At 61.3% G+C, this 20,808-nt stretch carries 18 protein-coding genes; 15 read left to right on the top strand and 3 right to left on the bottom strand.

The window, feature by feature from the left end:
- The first annotated feature begins 12 nt into the window (after positions 1–12).
- On the top strand, positions 13–1,380 hold the full coding sequence (locus QP324_RS08475; RefSeq protein ID WP_284767920.1) for a phosphomannomutase/phosphoglucomutase: 1,368 nt from the start codon (positions 13–15) through the stop codon (positions 1,378–1,380).
- Here the strand turns inward: QP324_RS08475 and QP324_RS08470 are convergent.
- Complete coding sequence (locus tag QP324_RS08470) at positions 1,377–2,732, bottom strand: FAD-dependent oxidoreductase (RefSeq protein WP_284815594.1); 1,356 nt, start codon at positions 2,730–2,732, stop codon at positions 1,377–1,379. The two genes, QP324_RS08475 and QP324_RS08470, sit on opposite strands and share 4 nt — an antisense overlap.
- A gap of 252 nt (positions 2,733–2,984) precedes the next feature.
- On the opposite strand from QP324_RS08470, the gene QP324_RS08465 reads away from it, so the two are divergent.
- The 4 genes from QP324_RS08465 to QP324_RS08450 are packed head-to-tail and all read left to right on the top strand — an operon-like array spanning position 2,985 to position 6,649.
- Positions 2,985–4,661, top strand: a complete 1,677-nt coding sequence (locus QP324_RS08465; protein ID WP_284815592.1) for a nitrite/sulfite reductase — start codon at positions 2,985–2,987, stop codon at positions 4,659–4,661.
- The gene (locus QP324_RS08460; RefSeq protein WP_284815590.1) at positions 4,658–4,909 is read left to right on the top strand and encodes a hypothetical protein; all 252 of its coding nucleotides are present in this window, start codon (positions 4,658–4,660) and stop codon (positions 4,907–4,909) included. The genes QP324_RS08465 and QP324_RS08460 overlap by 4 nt, the downstream gene beginning before the upstream one ends.
- Before the next feature lie 10 nt (positions 4,910–4,919).
- Positions 4,920–5,606, top strand: coding sequence for a sirohydrochlorin chelatase (locus QP324_RS08455; RefSeq protein ID WP_284815589.1), 687 nt, complete (start codon positions 4,920–4,922; stop codon positions 5,604–5,606).
- Positions 5,600–6,649 carry a sulfite exporter TauE/SafE family protein gene (locus QP324_RS08450; RefSeq protein WP_250410736.1) on the top strand — a complete coding sequence of 350 codons (1,050 nt, stop codon included), beginning with the start codon at positions 5,600–5,602 and terminating at the stop codon, positions 6,647–6,649. Before QP324_RS08455 ends, QP324_RS08450 begins: the two co-directional genes overlap by 7 nt.
- Positions 6,650–6,767: 118 nt before the next feature.
- Here QP324_RS08450 and cobA read toward each other — a convergent pair whose 3' ends face one another.
- Complete coding sequence (cobA, locus tag QP324_RS08445; protein WP_284815586.1) at positions 6,768–7,505, bottom strand: uroporphyrinogen-III C-methyltransferase; 738 nt, start codon at positions 7,503–7,505, stop codon at positions 6,768–6,770.
- A 41-nt stretch (positions 7,506–7,546) separates the two neighbouring features.
- Here cobA and QP324_RS08440 point away from each other — a divergent pair, with 41 nt between their 5' ends.
- Both QP324_RS08440 and manA read left to right on the top strand, forming a co-directional pair.
- Positions 7,547–8,569 (top strand): exopolyphosphatase, encoded by a 1,023-nt coding sequence (locus QP324_RS08440; RefSeq protein WP_284815584.1) that lies wholly within the window; start codon positions 7,547–7,549, stop codon positions 8,567–8,569.
- Between the two features lie 6 nt (positions 8,570–8,575).
- Complete coding sequence (gene manA / locus QP324_RS08435; protein ID WP_284815582.1) at positions 8,576–9,805, top strand: mannose-6-phosphate isomerase, class I; 1,230 nt, start codon at positions 8,576–8,578, stop codon at positions 9,803–9,805.
- A 242-nt stretch (positions 9,806–10,047) separates the two neighbouring features.
- Here the strand turns inward: manA and QP324_RS08430 are convergent, their stop codons facing one another.
- A complete protein-coding gene (locus tag QP324_RS08430; protein ID WP_284767930.1) occupies positions 10,048–10,836 on the bottom strand; it encodes a hypothetical protein in 789 nt (262 codons plus the stop codon).
- A gap of 247 nt (positions 10,837–11,083) precedes the next feature.
- Between QP324_RS08430 and QP324_RS08425 the strand changes: the two genes are divergently transcribed.
- The 8 genes from QP324_RS08425 (at position 11,084) to secA (ending at position 20,686) form a co-directional block, all read left to right on the top strand.
- Positions 11,084–11,437, top strand: coding sequence for a DUF4259 domain-containing protein (locus tag QP324_RS08425; protein WP_179387511.1), 354 nt, complete (start codon positions 11,084–11,086; stop codon positions 11,435–11,437).
- An 81-nt stretch (positions 11,438–11,518) separates the two neighbouring features.
- Positions 11,519–12,133 (top strand): dTMP kinase, encoded by a 615-nt coding sequence (locus QP324_RS08420; protein ID WP_284815581.1) that lies wholly within the window; start codon positions 11,519–11,521, stop codon positions 12,131–12,133.
- A 3-nt stretch (positions 12,134–12,136) separates the two neighbouring features.
- Positions 12,137–12,829 carry an MtrAB system response regulator MtrA gene (gene mtrA / locus QP324_RS08415; RefSeq protein WP_005322406.1) on the top strand — a complete coding sequence of 231 codons (693 nt, stop codon included), beginning with the start codon at positions 12,137–12,139 and terminating at the stop codon, positions 12,827–12,829.
- Between the two features lie 68 nt (positions 12,830–12,897).
- Positions 12,898–14,688, top strand: coding sequence for an MtrAB system histidine kinase MtrB (gene mtrB / locus QP324_RS08410; protein WP_336620584.1), 1,791 nt, complete (start codon positions 12,898–12,900; stop codon positions 14,686–14,688).
- 2 nt (positions 14,689–14,690) lie between these two features.
- Positions 14,691–16,424: an MtrAB system accessory lipoprotein LpqB gene (gene lpqB / locus QP324_RS08405; protein WP_284815578.1), complete on the top strand. Its 1,734-nt coding sequence runs from the start codon at positions 14,691–14,693 to the stop codon at positions 16,422–16,424.
- 36 nt (positions 16,425–16,460) lie between these two features.
- Positions 16,461–17,087, top strand: coding sequence for a ComF family protein (locus tag QP324_RS08400; RefSeq protein WP_225745818.1), 627 nt, complete (start codon positions 16,461–16,463; stop codon positions 17,085–17,087).
- Positions 17,088–17,231: 144 nt separating this feature from the next.
- Positions 17,232–17,876, top strand: coding sequence for a ribosome-associated translation inhibitor RaiA (gene raiA / locus QP324_RS08395; protein ID WP_049378762.1), 645 nt, complete (start codon positions 17,232–17,234; stop codon positions 17,874–17,876).
- A gap of 224 nt (positions 17,877–18,100) precedes the next feature.
- Positions 18,101–20,686 carry a preprotein translocase subunit SecA gene (secA, locus tag QP324_RS08390; RefSeq protein WP_284815576.1) on the top strand — a complete coding sequence of 862 codons (2,586 nt, stop codon included), beginning with the start codon at positions 18,101–18,103 and terminating at the stop codon, positions 20,684–20,686.
- Positions 20,687–20,808 lie beyond the last annotated feature (122 nt).

The raw sequence follows: 20,808 nt of genomic DNA, 5'->3' as shown, positions 1-20,808 counted from the left end.
CTATTGCAGGTTATGCGAACTCGTGAGCATCTTGATGCAGTAATTAAGGCCTATGACGTCCGTGGCGTGGTGGGCGAAGATATCGATGAGAACTTCGTGCGCGATACGGGCGCCGCGTTTGCCGCCATCCTGCGGGAAGAAGGCGAAAATACCGTGGCAGTCGGCCACGATATGCGCCCGTCCTCGCCGTCTCTGGCGCGCGCTTTTGCTGAGGGCGTGACCTCGCAGGGCCTCAACGTGACCCTGCTGGGGCTAACCTCTACCGACGAGCTCTACTACGCCGCCGGTTCCCTGGAGTGTGCGGGCGCTATGTTTACCGCGTCCCATAACCCAGCCAAGTACAACGGCATTAAACTCTGCCGCGCCGGCGCGGTACCGGTGGGCCAGGAGACCGGCTTGGAGCAGATTAAGCAGATGCTTATCGACGGCACCCCGGAGTTCACCGGCACCGAGGGCGCAATTGCCGAGCAGGAGATTCTGGCCGGCTACGCCGACTTCCTGCGCAAGCTGGTACCGCTGGAGGATTCCAAGCCGCTCGTCGTAGCTGTCGATGCCGCCAACGGCATGGGCGGCCACACCGTGCCGGCCGTCTTCGATGGCTTGCCTTTCGACGTCCGCGATTTGTACTTCGAGCTCGATGGCACTTTCCCGAACCACGAGGCTAACCCCTTGGACCCGAAGAACCTTGTAGACCTGCAGAAGTTCACCGTGGATCAGAAGGCCGATATTGGCTTGGCTTTCGACGGGGATGCGGACCGCTGCTTCGTGGTGGATGAAAAGGGCCAGCCGGTTTCTCCGTCTGCCATCTGTGCTCTGGTGGCTGAGCGCTACCTGGAGAAGTTCCCCGGCGCTACCATCATCCACAACCTGATTACCTCCAAGACCGTGCCGGAGCTCATTAAGGAAAAGGGCGGCACCCCGGTGCGCACCCGCGTGGGCCACTCCTTCATCAAGGCGCAGATGGCCGAGCACAAGGCCGCCTTCGGTGGCGAGCACTCCGCGCACTACTACTTCCAGGAGTTCTGGAACGCCGATTCCGGCATGCTTGCTGCAATGCACGTATTGGCCGCTCTGGGCCAGTCCGATAAGCCGCTGAGCGAGCTCATGGCGGAATACTCCCGCTACGAGGCTTCCGGCGAGATCAACTCCACCGTGGAGGACCAGAAGGCCGCTACCCAAGCGGTGCTGGATGAGCTGGCGGATAAGATTGAGTCCGTCGATGAGCTCGATGGCGTGACCGTCGAGCTCAAGGGAACCGAGGCATGGTTCAACGTGCGCGCGTCTAATACGGAGCCGCTGCTGCGCCTCAACGTAGAGGCAAAGACCGCCGACGAGGTGCAGTCCATCGTCGACGAGGTCCTTGCCATCATTCGCCGCTAAACTTCGGCGCGCGAGTGGGAGACCATGTCCTCCCACTCCACGAACTTCTTACGCTCGCGGCCCTCGCGCTCACCCAGAGCGCGCTCGGCCGCGTCCAAGCGCTGCCAATCCTGCCACGTCAGGTAATCGATACCGCGCTCAGCAAAGACTTCGGTGATATCCTCGGCGCTGGAGGGGGAGGGGAGGGTGCCAGAGGCGGCGTCGGCAAGCAGCATGTCAATCGTCTCCGTGGCATCGGACTTGGTATTGCCAATCAGGCCCACCGGGCCGCGCTTAATCCACCCGGTGGTGTAGAGGCCCGGCACCACCGCGCCGGCCGCATCGATGACATGGCCGCCATCGTTATTGATGACGTTCTTGTCCTGGTTAAAAGGCACGCCATCGACCGCATCGGAGCGGTAACCGGTGGCGAAGTAGACCGCCTGCACCGGCCATTCGGTGAATTTGCCGGTGCCGTGCACGCTGCCATCGCCATTGAGAGAGGTGCGCTCGGTTTTGATGCCGCTGACCTTGCCGTCCTCGCCCAAAATCTCTACCGGCTGCTCAAAGAGGTGGATCTGCAGGGTGTGTGGCGCCTCCTTAGGATCGCGGATGGCATACTGCTCGAGCACCTGGCACACCAAGTCGGTGGACTTGCTCTCCTGGCGCGCGGCCAGCGAGGCCTCGTCATAGTCGATGTCCTCGGGGGAGACCACCACGTTGATGGACTCGGAATGGTCCAGCTCCTTGAGCTCCTGTGGGGTGAACTTGGCCTGTGCCGGGCCGCGGCGGCCGAAGACGCGCACGGTCTCAGCCTGGTTCTTGGCCAGGGACTCGTAGACATTATCGGGGATCTCGGTGACCTTGAGCTCATCGCCGGTTTTGGCCAAGATGCGGGAGACGTCCAGGCCCACATTGCCCACGCCAATGACCGCCACCTCCTTGGCGGACAAATCCCAGTCGCGTTCGAAGCGCGGGTTGCCATCGTAGAAGCCCACGAATTCGCCGGCGCCATGCACGCCGTCCAAGTCCGCGCCAGGGATATTGCGGTGGCGGTCGCCCACGGCGCCGGTGGCAAAGACTACGGCATCGTAGTGCTGCTGTAGCTCGTCGACGGTGATGTCACGGCCGATGTGCACGTTGGTCAACAGGCGAATCTGCTCGGTGTCGAGCACCCGGTGTAAGGATTTGATGATGCCCTTAATGCGTGGATGGTCCGGCGCCACGCCATAGCGGATAAGGCCGAAGGGTGCGGGCATCTGCTCGATGAGGTCAATCTGCACCTCGCCGCCGGTCTTTTTCACCAGTATATCGGAGGCGTAAATGCCGGCTGGGCCTGCGCCGATGACGGCTACCTTCAAGGGCTGATTCATGCTGCGTGAATGCCTTTCTCTCAATCGCGGGGTCTAGACCGCTAGGTTCATTTTTGTGGCTTATCTTTCTGGCAATTGAACCGTTTAGTCTAGGTTGCGGCAAGGAGTTGAATTAGATTCTAAAAACATACTGCCGTTCATGCAGGTCATGGCGATTCTTTAATTGAAAATAAAAAAGACCGCTTTGTCTGCCCATTTTAGACGGGTAGGTTGTCTTTCAATACTTTGGAAAGGCAGGTTGAGATCTACACCATGACCACCGCGACTAATACCAAGCGCACGCCCCGCGCTAAAAAGCCCGAAGGCCAATGGAAGATTGACGGCACCGAGCCCCTCAATAACGATGAGGTAATTAAGCAGGAAGACGGCGGACTTTCTGCTAAGCAGCGCGTCATCGATATCTATTCCAAGCAGGGATTTTCCTCTATTCCAGCCGATGACCTAGCCCCTCGCTTTAAGTGGCTGGGCCTTTATACACAGCGTAATCAGAACTTGGGCGGTGAGATGACCTCCAAGCTATCTAACGCGGAACTGCAGGACGAGTACTTCATGATGCGTGTGCGCTTCGACGGTGGCCGTGCCGATCCTGCCAAGCTGCGCGCCGTCGGTGAGATCTCGCGCGATTATGCCCGCTCCACGGCGGACTTTACGGACCGCCAGAATATCCAGTTGCACTGGATTCAAATCGAGGATGTGCCCACCATTTGGGACAAGCTCGAGTCTGTGGGGCTGAGCACGCTCATGGGCTGCGGCGATGTACCGCGCGTCATTTTAGGCTCTCCAGTTGCCGGCGTGGCCGAGGACGAGATTATCGATGCCACCCCAGCCATCGAAGAAATCAAGAATAATTACCTGCCGCGCGAGGAATTCCATAACCTGCCGCGCAAATTCAAGACCGCTATCTCCGGCAACTCCCGCCAGGACGTCACGCACGAGATTCAGGACGTCGCCTTCGTGGGCGTGAACCACCCCGAGTACGGTCCGGGATTCGACTGCTTCGTTGGCGGCGGCCTGTCCACCAACCCGATGCTCTCGCAGTCCCTCGGCGCCTGGGTTCCCCTAGAGCGCGTGCCGGAGGTGTGGGCCGGCGTGGTCGGCATCTTCCGCGACTATGGCTTCCGCCGCAATCGCAACCGTGCCCGCCTGAAGTTCTTGGTAGCCAAGTGGGGCATCGAAAAGTTCCGCCAAGTGCTGGAGGAGGAATACCTGGACAAGCCGCTGTTGGATGGCATCCCACTGGAGGTCGAGCCCGGCTCCCGCGATCACTTGGGCGTGCACCGCCAGAAAGACGGCAAGTTCTACGTTGGCGTAAAGCCTACCGTGGGACACGCCACCGGCGAGCAGCTCATCGCTATTGCGGACGTGGCCGAAAAGTTCGGCATCAGCCGCATTCGCACCACCCCGATGAAGGAATTGCTCTTCCTTGATGTGGAGGAAGAAGACATTCCGGCGCTCTCCCGCGCGCTCGATGAGACCGGCCTGTACTCCCAGCCGTCCGAATTCCGCCGCGGCGTCATCTCCTGCACCGGCCTGGAATTTTGCAAGCTCGCGCACGTGACCACGAAGGCCCGCGCCATCGAGTTGGTCGACATCCTGGAAGACACCTTGGGTGATCTAGACGTGCCGATTTCCATCGCGCTCAACGGCTGCCCTAATGCCTGCGCGCGTTCGCAGGTATCGGACATTGGCCTGAAGGGGCAGGTCGTCACCGATTCCGAGGGCAACCGTGTCGAGGGCTTCCAGGTCCACCTGGGCGGCGCCCTTGGCCTGTCCCCGGACTGGGGCCGCAAGCTGCGCGGCCATAAGGTCGTGGCCGATGAGGTGCCCGAGTACGTCATTCGCCTGGTCAATAAATACAAAGAGCAGCGCGAGGAAGGCGAACAATTCCGCCACTGGGTTCTGCGCGCCAAGGAGGAGGACTTGCAGTGAATTTTCGCCGCCAGCCGAACCCGAACCGCAACCATCCCAGCTTCTGCCCGTATTGCGCAGGCACCGACCTCTTCCCGGATGAGGAAGATGACTTTGCCTGGAAGTGCCAGGAGTGCCTGCGGATTTTCTCCGTGCGCTTTCACGGCCAAGATGATGCCCCGGTAGCCCCCGCACCGGCAGTGTCCTCTAACGAAGCACTGAAGCGCTCGCTTGCCCGCCGCGGCCACACCACGGCGCCAGAGGCTTAAGGATGTCCCCATGCCCGCACTTATTACCCTGTCCCACGGTTCGCGACACCCGAGCGCCGCGGCCGGCATTGAGCGCCTGACCCAGGCCGCGGGTCTGCGCCCAGCTCGCGCGGCGCACCTAGAATTCAACGAGCCCGACCTCACCACGGCCGCGCTCGAGCTCGCCCAGCTAGGGGAGACCGAGGCCGTTGTAGTTCCGCTGCTTTTTACCCAGGGCTACCACCAGCGTGTGGATGTCCCGCGCGCGCTTGCCGACGCCTCCCGTGCCTCTCACTTGTCCCTCCACCTTGCCCCAGGGCTCGGCACCGGCGAGGACCTCGCCCGCGTGCTCGCCTCCCGTACCCGGCCTGGCGACGCCCACGTGGTCATCTACTCCGTCGGTTCCTCCGATACCGCGGCTAACAATGCCATCCGTGATCTCGCCCACCGCACCTTCGCGCTCACCGGCGTGCCCGTCTCGGTGGAATTTGCCACCCGCGGTGGCCGCGAAGGGATTGTGTCCCTGTGCCGCAAGCATCAAGATCCCGCCCAGGTACGCGTGATCCCGCTCTTCGTGACCGAAGGCCTGCTCCTGGACCGGTTGGCGGGCGTACCCGCGACCGTCGACCGCCCTCTTGGCACTGACCTCGCGGGCCTCGTCGCAGATCGCTTTCACCACGCCCGCCGCGCCCCACAGGAGGTGTTCGCGCCATGCTAACCCTCATCCTCATCGCGCTCGCCGGTGCAGCCGCCAACCTCGTGGACGGTGGCATCGGCATGGGCTTTGGCGTCACCTCCACCACGATGTTGTTGCTGGCCGGCCTCGGTCCCGCGCAGGCCTCGGCCGTCGTCCATACCGCTGAGCTTGGCACTACTGCCATCTCTGGATTGAGCCACGCGCGCTTCGGCAACGTGGATTGGAAAACCGTGGTCCGTCTCGGCGTGCCGGGCGGGATCGCCGCCTTTTTGGGCGCTACGTTGCTGTCGAATATCTCCACCGCGGCGGCCGCGCCGGTGACCGCACTCATCTTGGTCGGCATCGGCGCCAACCTCATTTGGCGTTTCTCCCAACCGCGCCGCCGTGGCTCCGCCTATAAGCGCACCCACTCCACGCCGTTTCTCGCCGGCCTCGGTCTTGTGGGCGGATTCGTCGATTCCACCGGTGGCGGCGGCTGGGGCCCGGTGTCGACTTCAACGCTCATGGCTATCGGCCGCGAGCAGCCGCGCCGTATTGTGGGTACGGTCAATGCCGCTGAGTTCCTAGTGACCTTTGGCGCTACCGCAGGCTTTATTGTCGGGCTTTGGCACGATATCGTCGCCAACTTGGCCGCAGTCATTGCCCTACTCATCGGTGGCGCTATCACCGCGCCCATCGCCGCGTGGCTTATCTCCCGCATCAACCCGGTCCTGCTCGGCGGACTCGTCGGCACGGCCATCGTGGGCCTGAATATCAGCAAAGTCATCGGCGGTGCCGAGACGTACTTTGGCTGGGTAGTGCCTGCAGCAGATACCTCCGTTGTCATCGCAGTCGTGGTCGCGGCTGGTGTGGCCGCCACCATCCGTGGCGCGCTGCGCACTAGGCGTGCGCGTGCGGCGGAATTGGAAGCCGAAAACGCTGAGGAGGCTGCCCATGCTGATTTCCATGCCCCGGATTATCCGGAGCGCGTCGCCGCCGCCCACCGCGTCCACGGTTCGCGCAAGTCTGGCGTAACCATCGTGCAAGACAAAGCCCCCGAAAGCCCCGCCGCTGACCGCGCGTAGCCCTTCCGTCGCGCCCTTTGGCCACGTTATCGGGCAGAACTCGCCTCCGATGGGCTAGAACGCGGCCATAAGTTGGCCCCGGCCACCCAAGTCTCGAGAACCCGCTACCTGCTGCCTGCTACAGCCCGGCCACCTCGCCGATGACGTAGACCGCCGGCGCGGAAATCTCGTGCTCGGCCATCGTCTGCGCCAAGGTACCCAAGGTGCAGCGATAGGCGCGCTCGGTAGAAAGCGTGCCCTCTTGGATGATGGCGCAGGGAGTGGAGGGGGAGAGGGAGGCTCCGATAAGCGCACTGGCAATCGCCGGGGCATTTTTCACGCCCATGATGACAGCCAGCGTGGCGCCAGAGCGGGCGAGCGCTGCCCAGTCCACCAAGGACTTCTCATGGCCGGGCGGAAGGTGGCCGGAGACCACCGTGAACCCGTGGACGATGCCGCGCTGGGTTACCGGGATTCCTACGGCCGCAGGAACGGAAATGGCGGAGGTTACGCCCGGAATGACCGTGGTGGGTATAGACGCATCCGCCAGCGCTTGCACCTCTTCAAAGCCGCGCCCAAAGACGAAAGGATCGCCCCCCTTAAGACGGGCCACCTTGCGGCCGGCACGGGCGTGTTCGATGAGCAGCTCGTTGATCTTTTCCTGCGAGATTGACTTCTTATAGGGGAGCTTAGAGACGTCAATAAGCTCTTTGGAAGAAATATCACACAGCTTATCGAGCTGCGCCGTAGGTCCCAGGTGATCGGCAAGAATAACCTCTGCATCCTGCAGGGCGCGCATGCCGCGCACGGTAATGAGGTCCCACGCGCCGGGGCCGCCGCCAATCAGGGTTACGGGATGAATCTGTGCGGAAGTCATAGGACTTCATCTTAGTGGGCGCCCGACTATGCTTGGGCCACATGGATACCGGTAATTATGACGCCGAAACCGTGCGCTTTTTTGATGTGGCGCACGAAGGCGCCCAAATCCGCCTGGTGGCCGGAGAAGTGGAGCGCTGGGGCGAGGCGCTCAGTGGGCTCAATCCCCGCTCGCTTGTCATTATCCCCACCGACGCGATTGCCCGCCAGGCCGCCCACCTGGGCGTTGGCCTCGCCGAGCCGCTGCGGATCCCGATTGTGGTCACTGAATCACTCCCGCGCTACGTGGGGGCGCTGGACCTGGTCGTGGTCGTCGGCGAGCCCGGCGAGTGCGACTGGGCGTCGCGCGCCCTCATTACTGCCAGCCAGCGCGGAGCTACCACGGTTCTCATCGGTCCGGCCAAGGGCCCGCTGGTGGAGGACTGCCCGGAGGATACGCTCGTCGCACCTTGCTTGCCGACGGCCGAGGGGAGCTCGCCCGCGCGCAGCATTGCCGCCCTGCATGCGCTGTGCTGCCTGCTCTATCAGGGGCCGACCGCGGTGAAGGAGACCCTCGAGGACCTCGCTGCGGCTGTGGACCGCGAGCTTGCACAGCTTTCTCCTGAGCGCGATGCCACTACCAATCCGGGCCGCCAATTGCGCGAGTTTATTGACGGCGCCCGCGTCATCCATTCCTGCGTGTTCGACCCGTATTCCTATTCCGAGCGTCGCGAGCACGTGCAGCTCGACGCCCTCGTGGCCCGCATGGCCGCGACCATCTGGGCCGTACACGGCCTGCCGAGCGCATATGTGGACCCAGCCGAATTGCGCCGCGCGCTCGACCGCGACTCCGATAGTTCCCCGGCCACTGATCTCTTCTATGACCCCTTCATTGATGGCGATGGTGCTGAGGGCGCTTTGGTACCCTTGAAGGTGATTTTCTGGGGGCAGGAAGAGGCGAACCTGCCCAACTCGCTTGCAGTCCGCAGCATCGACCCGGAACCGGGCATGGGGCATCTTGCCCGCTCACTGCAGCTTATTACGCGGAGTTTTGCCGCGACCGCCTACGAGATTTCTAAAGGATAGAAACACATGCAGCTGTTGCACAGCGCCACTCGCAATTATTCCTGGGGCTCGCGTACCCTTATCCCGCACCTGCAGGGCCAGCCCGATTCCGACAAGCCCGTCGCAGAGCTGTGGTTCGGCGCCCACCCCGGCGACCCTTCCACGGTGGATGGCCGCCTGCTCAATGAGGTCATTGCAGAGGATCCGGCAGGGCAGCTAGGCAGCCGCGTATCTGCCGAGTACGGCGAGCGCCTGCCCTTCCTGCTCAAGGTGCTTGCGGCCGAGGAGCCGCTGTCCTTGCAGGCTCACCCGTCAAAGACGCAGGCGGAAGAGGGCTTTGCCCGCGAAAACGCCGCCGGTATCGAGCTCACCGCGTCCAATCGCAATTACAAGGACGATAACCACAAGCCCGAGCTCATCGTCGCGCTCACGGATTTCTATGCCATGGCCGGCTTCCGCCCCTTGGCGCGCACCCGCGAGCTTTTTGCCGCCCTCGAGTGCCCTGAGCTGGATCACTACGTTGCCATGCTTGACGACGACCCCTCGGCAACCACCGAGTCCGCCAACCTGCGCGTCCTTTTCACCACGTGGATTACCATTCCGTCTGCCAAGCGCAAGGAGCTCATTTCCGCCATTGTTGCCGCCGGCGAGCGCCTGATCGCCGCGGACTCGGCCGATTGGAAGTCCCGTGTCATGTCTACGGTGCTGGATCTCAATCAGCGCTACCCAGGCGATATTGGCGTGCTGGGCGCATTGCTGCTCAACCACATCGAGCTCTCGCCCGGCGAGGCCGTCTACCTAGACGCAGGCCAGCTCCATGCCTATGTCTCCGGCCTCGGCGTGGAGATCATGGCGAACTCCGATAACGTGTTGCGCGGTGGCCTGACGCCAAAGTTCGTTGACGTTCCAGAGCTGGTCAAGGTCTTGACTTACGCCGCTGCCGACGAGCCGCGTGTGCAACAACAAGATAAGTCCGCCCAGGACAATGTCCACGATGCCGCCGCCTGGTCCTACCCGGTACCCATCGAGGAATTCCTGCTGGACCGCGTGGAGCTCACCGGTTCGTCTTCTGTGGATCTTGATTACGATGGCCCGACCATCGCCCTGTGCACCGCAGGTTCCGTAACCTTTACCGATGCTGCGGGCAAGACCCTCACCGCGACCCCAGGCCAAGCCGTCTGGCTGCCAGCTGCCGAGGGCCTCGTTACTGCTACTGCGGAATCCGACACCGCGGACCTCTTCGTCGCCCGCGCCTAGTCCGCGTTTAGCCCACACCAGCACGCTTCGCCGCCGCCCTCCGGTTTCAAGCGAAGCGTGCTTTTCAGTCTTCATTACAGCCGCGTTGCGGCCTGCTCTGCTCAATTCTTGGCGCATATTGTGGCTGCGTCGTAATGACCGCATTCCAGCGCATACAAAACAAGCACGTTTCCCGGAATTCTGACTTCAGAATCGAGGAAACGTGCTTGTTTTGTTCGTCTACGTCGAGAACCGACTCCGAATTAGCGCGAAGGCGCCGCTTCGCTCGGAGCCTGCTTGGCCGTGGCCGGTGCCTGCTTGGTTGGCACCAGGTCGGTTGGCTCCTGGTTCTGATCGGCGGAAGGTCGCTTCGCAGCGGCATGGCCGGTGAGCTTTTCTTCCTCTGCCTTTTCGACCGTGTGTTGCTCCGTGCCGGCTGGTTCATGGGCCGGGGCGTCGGAATCCTTGCCCGAGTTATCTTGCGAGGCAGGCGCCTCAGGTGAGGGCTGCGGAGTGGACGGGCCAGTGGTGGCCGGCGGGGTGGTGCCGCCCTGGTTGTTCTGCGGGGCACCAGTAGTCTGCGAGCCGTTCTGGTTGCTCGGGTAATCAGGCGTCAGACGCTGATTGCCCTGGCCGGTGCCCTGACCACCCTGGGTGGTGGTATTGCCCTGCGAGGTGGTGCCCTGCGGGGAGATGTTTTCTGGACGGTAGACCTTGGTGGGCTGGGTTGCTGCCTGTGGGCGCACTACCGCATTAGGGGCGAGAAACGGATCGTTGTTGTGCGGCTGCTGATGCTTGGAATCGCCAGACGAGGCGGTGGAACTCGTAGCGTGCGTGGAGTGCTGCTTTGAAGGGGAACGGTCCGTGGAAGAAGTGGTGGTCTCCTCGGCTGCGGTGTGGGTCGGGGAGACGGAGGTGGTCGCGGACTGATCCGCGGCGTTGGAATAGTTAGCGCTCGGCGAGCTCATGCGCCAGACGGCGACTCCGACGACGGCCGCGGCGATCAGTCCGGCCACAATGAACACGTAGACGCGGCGCGAATCTGGCTTCATCGTGGCTGTCCTTTCTATGAGGTGGGCGGTTTCAGCCCAAGGAGGAGGGCGATACAGCGCCCCGGTAACAAGTTGGTAACGAGACTATCATGTTTGGGAAACATTGCGACGGCGTCGCAATTCTGTGATAAGTACACAAAAAGGCAGTTCACGGGCGTAGAAGGCCATGCAAACCTTTTCATCGTCTTCTTTCTTTCACTAAGAAAGCGTGTATAAATGGCGCTGAAAGCACCGAAGGAGTCAAAAAGTGAGTACTTGGGACGAAAATATTTTCAGCACGGACCTCAACGTCGATTTCTTGGACGAGATGGCAAACCTCGATGAAGAAGGGGTAATTCGCGCCGTCGAGGATGCCTGCGAGGTCGCACACAGCAAGCCAAAACTCAGCGAAGAAGAGGAGCAGAATGCTCAAGCGGCGGCCACCATTGCTGCCATTTGGGCTGGTGCGCCCTTTAGCGCAGGCGAAGTAGTCGAAGACTACCCCTATATTAGGGAACTGGTGGGCTCTGGCAGCGAGACCCTGACGGAAAATGCCCTCGAGGTGCTTGAAAACGTCGAGGAAGAATATGACCTCGAGCCATTCATTGAGGCCCTGTCCTAAGCCGAACCTGCTGCCCGCGGCAGCGGCCGCGCGAGAGCGGCCCCGCGGGTGAAATAACAGAAGGGAGGATAGCCCACACCTATGCTGATCAGCATCGAAGGCATCGACGGTGCCGGTAAAAATACGTTGGTCTCCGCACTTAAGGAGTCGTTGGACCGGCCCGTAGAGGTTATTGCCTTTCCGCGCTATGCAGACTCGATTCACGCGCAGCTAGCGCAGAAGGCACTCTATGGAAAGATGGGCGACCTCACGGATTCGGCTTATGCCATGGCGACGCTATTCGCGTTGGATCGCTATGGCGTAAAGGACCAGCTGCAGCGCGCCAAGGAATCCGACACTGTGGTGCTACTGGATCGTTACGTGGCTTCCAATGCCGCGTATTCGGCGGCGCGGCTCGAAGACGATGCGGTGATGGAGTGGGTACACGACCTGGAATTTGGCACCCTCGGCCTGCCGGAGGCGGACCTGCAGGTGTATTTGGATACGGCGGTAGAGGTGGCGTCGGAAAGAGCGCAGGCACGAGCCCAAGCAGACGCCAGCCGGGAACGCGACCGCTACGAACGCGATGGTGGGTTGCAAGAACGCACCGCCGCAGCCTACCGGCGCTTGGCAGATGCGGGCTGGGGTGGACGCTGGATCGCTACCGCCGATGCGGATACTATTATTTCAGCGATAAAAGACCTTGTAGGAGAATAGAACGTGGCGCCCAAGATTTTGGTTGTCGATGACGATCCGGCTATCTCAGAGATGCTGACCATTGTGCTCGAGTCCGAAGGACTCAAGCCCATTCCGGTCATGGACGGCAATGACGCCGTGCCTGCCTTTGAGCAGCACGAGCCGGACCTCATCCTGCTGGACCTCATGCTTCCGGGCATGAACGGCGTAGATATTTGCCGTGCCATCCGCCGTGAATCCTCCGTGCCCATCGTTATGCTGACCGCCAAGACCGATACGGTTGATGTGGTACTCGGCCTTGAATCCGGCGCGGATGATTACATCACCAAGCCATTCAAGCCCAAGGAACTCATCGCCCGCATCCGTGCGCGCCTGCGTCGCACCGATTCTGCGGAATCTGAAATCCTGGAGGTTGCGGACCTTGTCATTGATGTGCCGGAACATACCGTTCGCCGCACCGATGGCACCGAGCTGAACCTGACCCCGCTGGAGTTTGACCTGCTGCTGGAGATGGCGCGCCGCCCCGGCCAAGTACACACGCGTGAATCGCTGTTGGAATCCGTGTGGGGCTATCGCAATGCTTCTGATACCCGCCTGGTAAACGTGCACGTCCAGCGCTTGCGCGCCAAGATCGAGCACGATCCGGAAGACCCGCAGATCGTGCTGACCGTGCGCGGCGTGGGGTATAAGACCGGCAAGGCCGGCGCCGGGGAGTAAGGATCATCGGAATCATTGAGCGTCTAAGGCGCATTCGAGACGCCTTTATTACAACGTGGCGCACCTCTTTGCAGGCGCGCGTCATTGGCATGATTTTGGTCGCCTCCTCGGTGGTCATGATCATCTTGGCCTACGCGCTGGTGTCCGTGCTTACCCAGCGCCTGGTCAGCCAGAAGGAAGACGTGGCCCAACAGGAGCTGGAGCGCGCCCGCACGGCCGTGGAACAGCAAATTGATGCCACCAGTTCTGCTAACTCCGTCCAGGTGCGCATCAACTCTGCGCGTGCTGCGTTGGGCCAGCTCTCCGCCCAACAGGGCGATGCCCAAGCGGTCTATGAACCAGTCATCGTGGTGGAAAACCAGGATGGCTCTGTTACCACTTCGCCCGAGGATTTCCCCGTGCCGGATCAGCTGCGGGAAATGGTGGATCAAGGCCAGATTGCGCAGCAGTATTTCCCAGCTCCGCGCGAAAATGGCGAATACTACAACGCCCTGCTCGTAGGCACGCCTACCGATACCGATATTCCCCGTACGCAGGTCTACCTGGCGTTGTCCATGGAATCGGAAGAATCCACCATGGCGTTGATGCGCGGTCTGCTTTCGGCGGCCGGTGTGGTCGTCGTGGTGCTGCTGGTGGGCATTGCCTGGCTAGCTACCCAGCAGGTAATTACGCCAATTCGCTCGGCCTCGCGCATTGCGCAGCGCTTGGCGGCGGGTCATTTGAAGGAGCGCATGGCCGTCGATAGCGATGATGAGATGGGTCGCTTGGCCGCGTCCTTCAATAACATGGCCGATAAGCTTTCCTCCCAAATTGCACAGCTGGAGGAGTACGGCGATTTGCAGCGGCAGTTTACTTCTGACGTCTCCCATGAGCTGCGCACCCCATTGACCACCGTGCGCATGGCCGCGGACATGATTGAGGCGGAAAGCGATAGCCTGCCGCACGGTGCCCAGCGCGCTTCCCGCCTCATGTCGAGCGAGCTCGACCGCTTCGAGGAATTGCTCGCGGACTTGCTGGAGATTTCTCGCCACGATGCTGGTGTGGCGGATTTGTCTACGGCAGCCATTGATCTGCGCTCGTGTGTGGAGGCGGCCTACGGACAGGTGGAGCATTTAGCCCGCGAGCTCGACGTGGAGGTCCAGCTCAACCTGCCGGAGGAGCGCATCGGAGTCGAGGCCGATTCCCGCCGCCTTGAGCGCATCTTGCGCAACCTACTGGCCAATGCCATTGACCACTCGGAGGGCAATCCAGTGGCGGTAGACATCGCAGCCACGGACACTGCGGTGGGCGTTACCGTTACGGACCATGGCGTGGGCTTAAAACCTGGCCAGGAAGAGCTGGTATTCAACCGCTTCTGGCGTGCGGATTCTTCCCGCAAACGCCATTCTGGCGGCACCGGTTTGGGCTTGGCTATCGCCCGCGAGGATGCCGTCCTGCACGGCGGCACGCTAGATGCCACCGGTTACGAGGGATTTGGTTCTCGCTTCCGCCTCATTATTCCACGTACCCCGAATACCGAGGTGGGCGAGGCTCCCATCGCTGTGGAGATTCCCGGCGCACCCGTCACCAGCACTGCGGATGGTAGTGAGCTGGCAGAATCGCGACCAGAACCCGATGCTGCAGCTGCAGAAGCACCGGGCCCAGGCGCCGCCGAGCCGGATGGCGGGCCCGCTTCTGCAACGCCGGCCATTTCATCCGGCATGAGCTCACCGCACGTCGAGAAGAGTGACAGGGACGCCGATGGTGAGGTAGAAGGCGATGGCATCCTCTGGCCTTCGGAACGTGAGCTTAACCGCGGCGCGGCCGCCCCGGACAGGCGCGCCTATAAGGCCCCGGACTTTGAGGGCAGGAGGAAATAAGCGTGTTGAGAGCGAAGTATCGCAAGACCGCAGTTGTCGGCACCGCAGCGGCCGTGGTTTTTGTCAGCGGTTGTTCCACCCTGCCGAATAACACCGGTCCGCAAGTAGTCGGTACCTACCAGCAGCAACCGGAAGGCCCGGAAGAAGTCATTGCACCGCAACCCGGCGATGACCCGGACTTGACGTTGCGCGATTTCTACCAGGCTTCCGCCGTGCCGGGAAACGATCATGAGGTCGCGCGCGGCTTTCTGACCGATAACGCCCGCGAAGCCTGGGACGCCAGCGGCGATGTGATGGTGGTCGATAGCTTGGACATCGTTACCGCGCCCGCTAGTAAGCAAAGCTCGAGGGATAATGAGCGCGCCTTCACGGTGCGCGGCACCATCATCGGCCGCCTTAAATCCGGCGGTGCGTACGTGCCGGAAAATGAGGGCTACGAGGCCGTCATCTACATGAAGAAGCAAGACGATAGGTGGCGCGTCGATGGCTTGCCGGCAGGGGTAATAATGGAGCGCAATGAAATGCGCAATCACTACACCCCACAATCGCTGTACTTCTTTAAGCAGAGCAACGATGTGTTGGTTCCAGACCGCCGCTGGCTGTATAAGGGCGGCGAACAATCGGAGTCGACGCTCCTTACGCTGCTGATGGAGGGACCTTCATCTAGCATTGCTCCCGCTACCCGCCGGGCAGCGGGGGAGAATGTCACTTTCGCCGGCTATGACCGCGAACAGGGCTACCAATTCGAGGGCCTTGCTGACCTAGACGCCCAAGATCGCACGCTCTTTGCAGCCCAGCTAGTGTGGACGCTCACGGAAGCCGGCCATACCGGCCCCTTCAAGGTCAAGGCCGATGGCGGTGACTTGGTGGAGGGCATGGATAGCCTCAGCGTGGATGACTTCGCGGACTATAACCCGGAGGAAAGCAGCACCTCTTTGTCTAAGCTCTACGCCCTCAATGAGGGCAACCTGCTCGAGGTGGACGATGGTGTGGCCGAGCCCGTGAAATCCACGCTGGGCAGCAGCGGTGACGTGCAATCCGTAGATGTTGCCGATAGCGGCCTCGTTGCGGCAGTGCGCCGCAAATCCAATAATGACTTCTCGCTGCAGATAGGCGAGCTTGACGGCCAACTGCAGGATTCGGTGGAGGGCCCCACACTGGCACGGCCGACCTTCGAGTACAACGGGCAAGCCGCCTGGACCGTGGTTGATGGCGATCGCATCGTGCGCGTGGTGCGTTCCAAGACTACAGGTCGCATCTCCGAATCCGAGGTGGATGCCCGCAGCATCGACGATATCGAGGGCGAAATCTCCGTCATCCGCTTGTCCCATAGCGGTGCGCGCGTGGCCATGATTATTGATGGCCACGTGTACATCGCGGCCGTTGCTCAATCCAGTAGCGGCGATAAGCGCATCGTCAACGCCCGCGAGGTTGGCCCCGAAGTATCCGGTTCGGCACTATCGCTGGACTGGAATGCGGATGGCTCGCTCATCGTGGGTACTTCCTCGAGCCAGTCGCCCGTCTGGCGCATTGAGCAGGATGGTTCTTCGGCGTCGACCATGCCTACCGGTAATATCACCGCCCCCGTGGTGGCCGTGGCAACCTCGCCCACCAAGCTCTTCATTACTGATTCTCACGCCATGCTGGAGCTTCCTTCCACCGTCATGGACGAAACCAATTGGCGCGAGGTCTCCGGCCTGCAGGGTCGGCGTTCTTCCCCTATCGTTTCTAATTAGCCGCGAGAGGTCCTGCGCGGCTGGGGAGAGGCGATTATGGGCTTGGGGGAGCTTATTTTTCCGCGTGCGTGCGCTGGGTGCGGCGCGCCGGGTGAGGTCTTGTGCCCACCGTGCCGCGATCACCTGCGGCAGCCGCCCTATATGGTGGCGCGGCCCCGGCCGCTGGGCGCGCCTGTCTATGCTCTCGGCCCCTATTCCGATATTCGCCGCCGCATCATCATTGGCATGAAGGAGCGTGGCAATCGGCCGGTGCGCGAGTATGTGGGGGCCGTCTTCGCGGCCGGGCTGGCTCATTTGAGCGCCCGCGGCGATATCCCGCGCGAGTTCACCCTCGTTCCCGCGCCTACTCGGCCGCGTTCGGCGCGGGCACGCGGGGGAGATCCGGTGTCCGCTGTGTGTCACACCGCGGCGCAGCACCAGCGCGTGGGCGTGTGCGCGGCGCTTACTATGGGCCAGTCCACCGCGGACCAGTCCGAGCTCAACGCGCAGGATAGGTGGGCCAACCTGCAGGGCCGAGTCCGCGTGCGCGTGCCTATTGCTCGGGCGCCTGCGCTGCTTGCCGACGACGTCATTACCACCGGCGCCACCCTTGCCGCCAGCATCGCCGCCCTGCAGGCCACGGGTGTAGAAGTCTGCGGGGCATTGGTCTTTGCGGATGCCTAGATAGGGGTGGTGCCCACCCTCGAGGTAGGGGAGTCGCCAAAAAATTTCCCGCAAAGGTCATAACCAGTGCTATCATGAGGAGTGTCACAGAGAGATAGTTACTGTGATTGATTCTAGTCCCCACTACTCAAGGGAGGCATCTCAATGTCCCAGCCAAACAAAGCTCAGGTAACGATTACGGGCCGCAACGTCGAGGTTCCCGAACACTTCCAAGAGCGAGTTAATGACAAGCTGGCCAAGATTGAACGCCTTGACCCCACCCTGACCTTCTTCCATGTGGAGCTACAGCACGAACCCAATCCGCGCCGTGACTCCGAAGCGGAGCGCATTCAGATCACCGCTACGGGCAAGGGGCACATTGCCCGCGCTGAAGCCAAGGAAGATTCCTTCTACGCAGCGCTCGAAACCGCCTTGGGCAAGATGGAGCGCTCCCTGCGCAAGGTGAAGGTGCGCCGCGAAAACGTCAAGAGCGGTCACCGCGCGCAGAAGGGCACCGGCGAGATTGCCGCTGAGATGGTGGCCCAGGCTGAAGCGGAGCGCGCAAAGGAAGAGCGCTACGTTGACCCCTATGCTGAGACTGTAGAGGACGTTCGCCCCGGCCAGATCGTTCGTACCAAGGAACACCCGGCTACCCCGATGAGCGTGGATGATGCCCTGAGCGAGATGGAGCTGGTGGGCCACGACTTCTTCCTTTTTATCAACGAGGAGAACAATAAGCCGTCCGTGGTCTATCGCCGCCACGCTTACGACTACGGCATCATTTCCCTATCGGAAGACGCTGAAGCTTAAAGGAGCTCATACTTCTCTTAGTTAACGACCCTGCTGCGAGTATGCAGCGGGGTCGAATTTGTGGTTAGGGGAGGGGCGCCGGCAAGCAGGTTGCGGGGGATATACAGGCTGAACGGAGGCTGTGCGCTTGCCCTATGTGCTAGGTGGGAGATGCTTTGTGAAAGCGAGTGAGTACAATAGCGACGAGTTAACTTTATTGTCGCGACTAGAAGGACTAACTAACCGTGTTTGGACTTTCCAAGCTGCTGCGCGCGGGCGAGGGCCGTACGGTCAAGCGCCTGGGCAAAATGGCAGACGATGTAATTGCACTTGAGGATAAGTACGCGGAGCTTTCGGACGACGAACTTAAGGCAAAGACCGACGAGTTTAAGACTCGCCTGCGAGACGGCGAAGAGATGAATGACATCTTGCTCGAGGCCTTTGCGACCGTCCGTGAGGCTGCCTGGCGCGTCCTTGATCAGAAGCACTACCGCGTGCAGATCATGGGCGGTGCGGCCCTGCACTTCGGCAACGTCGCCGAGATGCGCACCGGTGAGGGTAAGACCCTGACCTCGCTGCTGCCGGCCTACCTCAATGCCCTTGATGGCAAGGGTGTCCACATCGTCACCGTTAACGATTACTTGGCAAAGCGCGACGCCGAGATGATGGGCCGTGTCCACCGCTGGCTTGGCCTGTCCGTGGGCGTCATTCTGTCCGAGATGCGCCCACCAGAGCGCAGGGCTGCCTACGACTGCGACATTACCTACGGCACCAATAATGAGCTCGGCTTTGACTACCTGCGCGATAACATGGTCCGCTCCCTCAACGATGTGGTGCAGCGCGGTCACAACTTCTGCATCGTGGACGAGGTTGACTCGATTCTTATCGATGAAGCCCGTACCCCGCTCATCATCTCCGGCCCGGTAGATGGTTCCTCCCAGTTCTATAGCGTCTTCGCTCAGCTGGCCCCGCGCATGCGCGAGGGTATCCACTACGAGGTGGACCACAAGAAGCGCACCATCGGCGTGCTGGAAGAGGGCGTGGAATACGTCGAGGATCAGCTCGGTATCGATAACCTTTACGCCCCCGAGCACTCCCAGCTGGTGTCCTACCTGAACAACGCCCTGAAGGCCAAGGAGCTGTTCACCCGCGACAAGGACTACATCGTTCGCAATGGCGAAGTCATGATCGTGGACGGTTTCACCGGCCGCGTGTTGGCCGGACGCCGCTACAACGAGGGCATGCACCAGGCCATTGAGGCCAAGGAGCAGGTGGAGATCAAGAACGAGAACCAGACTCTGGCTACCGTTACCCTGCAGAACTACTTCCGTCTGTACGAGAAGATCTCCGGAATGACCGGTACGGCAGAAACCGAGGCTGCCGAGCTGCACTCCATCTATGGCCTGGATGTGGTGCCGATTCCTACCAATAAGCCGAATCAGCGTGCCGATCACTCTGACCGCATCTACAAGACGCAGGAAGCTAAGTTTGCTGCCGTAGTGGACGATATTGCCGAGCACGTCGAGTCCGGCCAGCCAGTTCTGGTCGGTACCACCTCCGTGGAGCGCTCCGAGTACCTGTCCCAGCTGCTGTCTAAGCGCGGCGTTAAGCACAACGTGCTTAACGCTAAGCACCACGAGGAAGAGGGCCAGATCATCGCCCGTGCGGGCCGCCCCGGCACCGTCACCGTGGCTACCAATATGGCCGGCCGTGGTACCGATATCGTGCTCGGTGGCAACCCTGAGGTCATCCTCGATGAGAAGCTGCGCGAGCGCGGCCTCGATCCATTCGAGGATGAAGAGAAGTACCAGGAGGCCTGGGAAGCAGAAATCGATTCCGAGAGGGAGCGCTCCAAGAAGCTGGGTGACCAGGTACGCGAGGCCGGTGGCCTCTACGTGCTGGGTACTGAGCGTCACGAGTCCCGCCGCATTGATAACCAGCTGCGTGGTCGTACCGGCCGCCAGGGTGACCCGGGTGAGACCCGCTTCTACCTGTCTATGCGCGATGAGCTGATGGTGCGCTTCGTGGGCCAGTCCATGGAAAACATGATGAACCGCCTCAATGTTCCGGACGATGTCCCCATCGAGGCCAAGATGGTCTCCAACTCCATCAAGGGCGCCCAGGCGCAGGTGGAGAACCAGAACTTTGAGATGCGTAAAAACGTCCTTAAGTACGACGAGGTGCTCAACGAGCAGCGCAAGGTGGTCTACGCTACCCGTCACGACATCCTTGATGCCGGCGATATTCAGGATAATATTCGCGGCATGATTGATGACACCGTGTCCGCTTATGTCGCCGGTGCTACTTCCACCGGCTACGTCGAGGACTGGGATCTAGACGCACTGTGGAATGCGCTGGATTCCCTCTACGGCCCCACCATTTCCCATGAGGAGCTGGTGGAAGGCTCCGAGTATGGTTCCCCAGGCGAGCTTTCTGCCGAGCAGCTTCGCGACGCCCTGGTGCAGGACGCCAATAATGAGTACGACAAGCTCGAAGAATCTGTGACCGCTATTGGCGGCGAGCAGCAGATGCGCAATACCGAGCGCATGGTCATTCTGCCGATTATTGACCAGAAGTGGCGCGAGCACCTCTATGAGATGGACTACCTCAAGGAGGGCATTGGCCTGCGTGCGATGGCGCAGCGTGATCCGCTGGTGGAATACCAGAAGGAGGGCGGCGAGATGTTCAACGCCATGAACGATGGCGTGAAGGAAGAGACCGTCCGCCAGCTGTTTATGCTGCGCAAGCAGTTCAAGCAGCAGGAAGAGGAGCAGGCCGGCGAATCCGCTGCTACCGCTTCCGGCACCGGTGAGGGCACCGTAGAAGCCTAGGCTTCGGCGTCCTTCTTCCCAACCCCGCCCCGCCCCCGCTTGTGATGAACTGGCCCCCGAAAGTTGGACTGGTTTAATTCTAGGCGGTTAGGGCTTCAAGGGTCTGATTTCGATATTGCATC

The sequence above is a fragment of the Corynebacterium sp. UMB0012 genome, assembly GCF_030216265.1.
Taxonomy (GTDB): Bacteria; Actinomycetota; Actinomycetes; order Mycobacteriales; family Mycobacteriaceae; genus Corynebacterium.
Note: the sequence above shows the minus strand (reverse complement) of the source record. Positions and strands in the feature narration are given on the sequence as shown.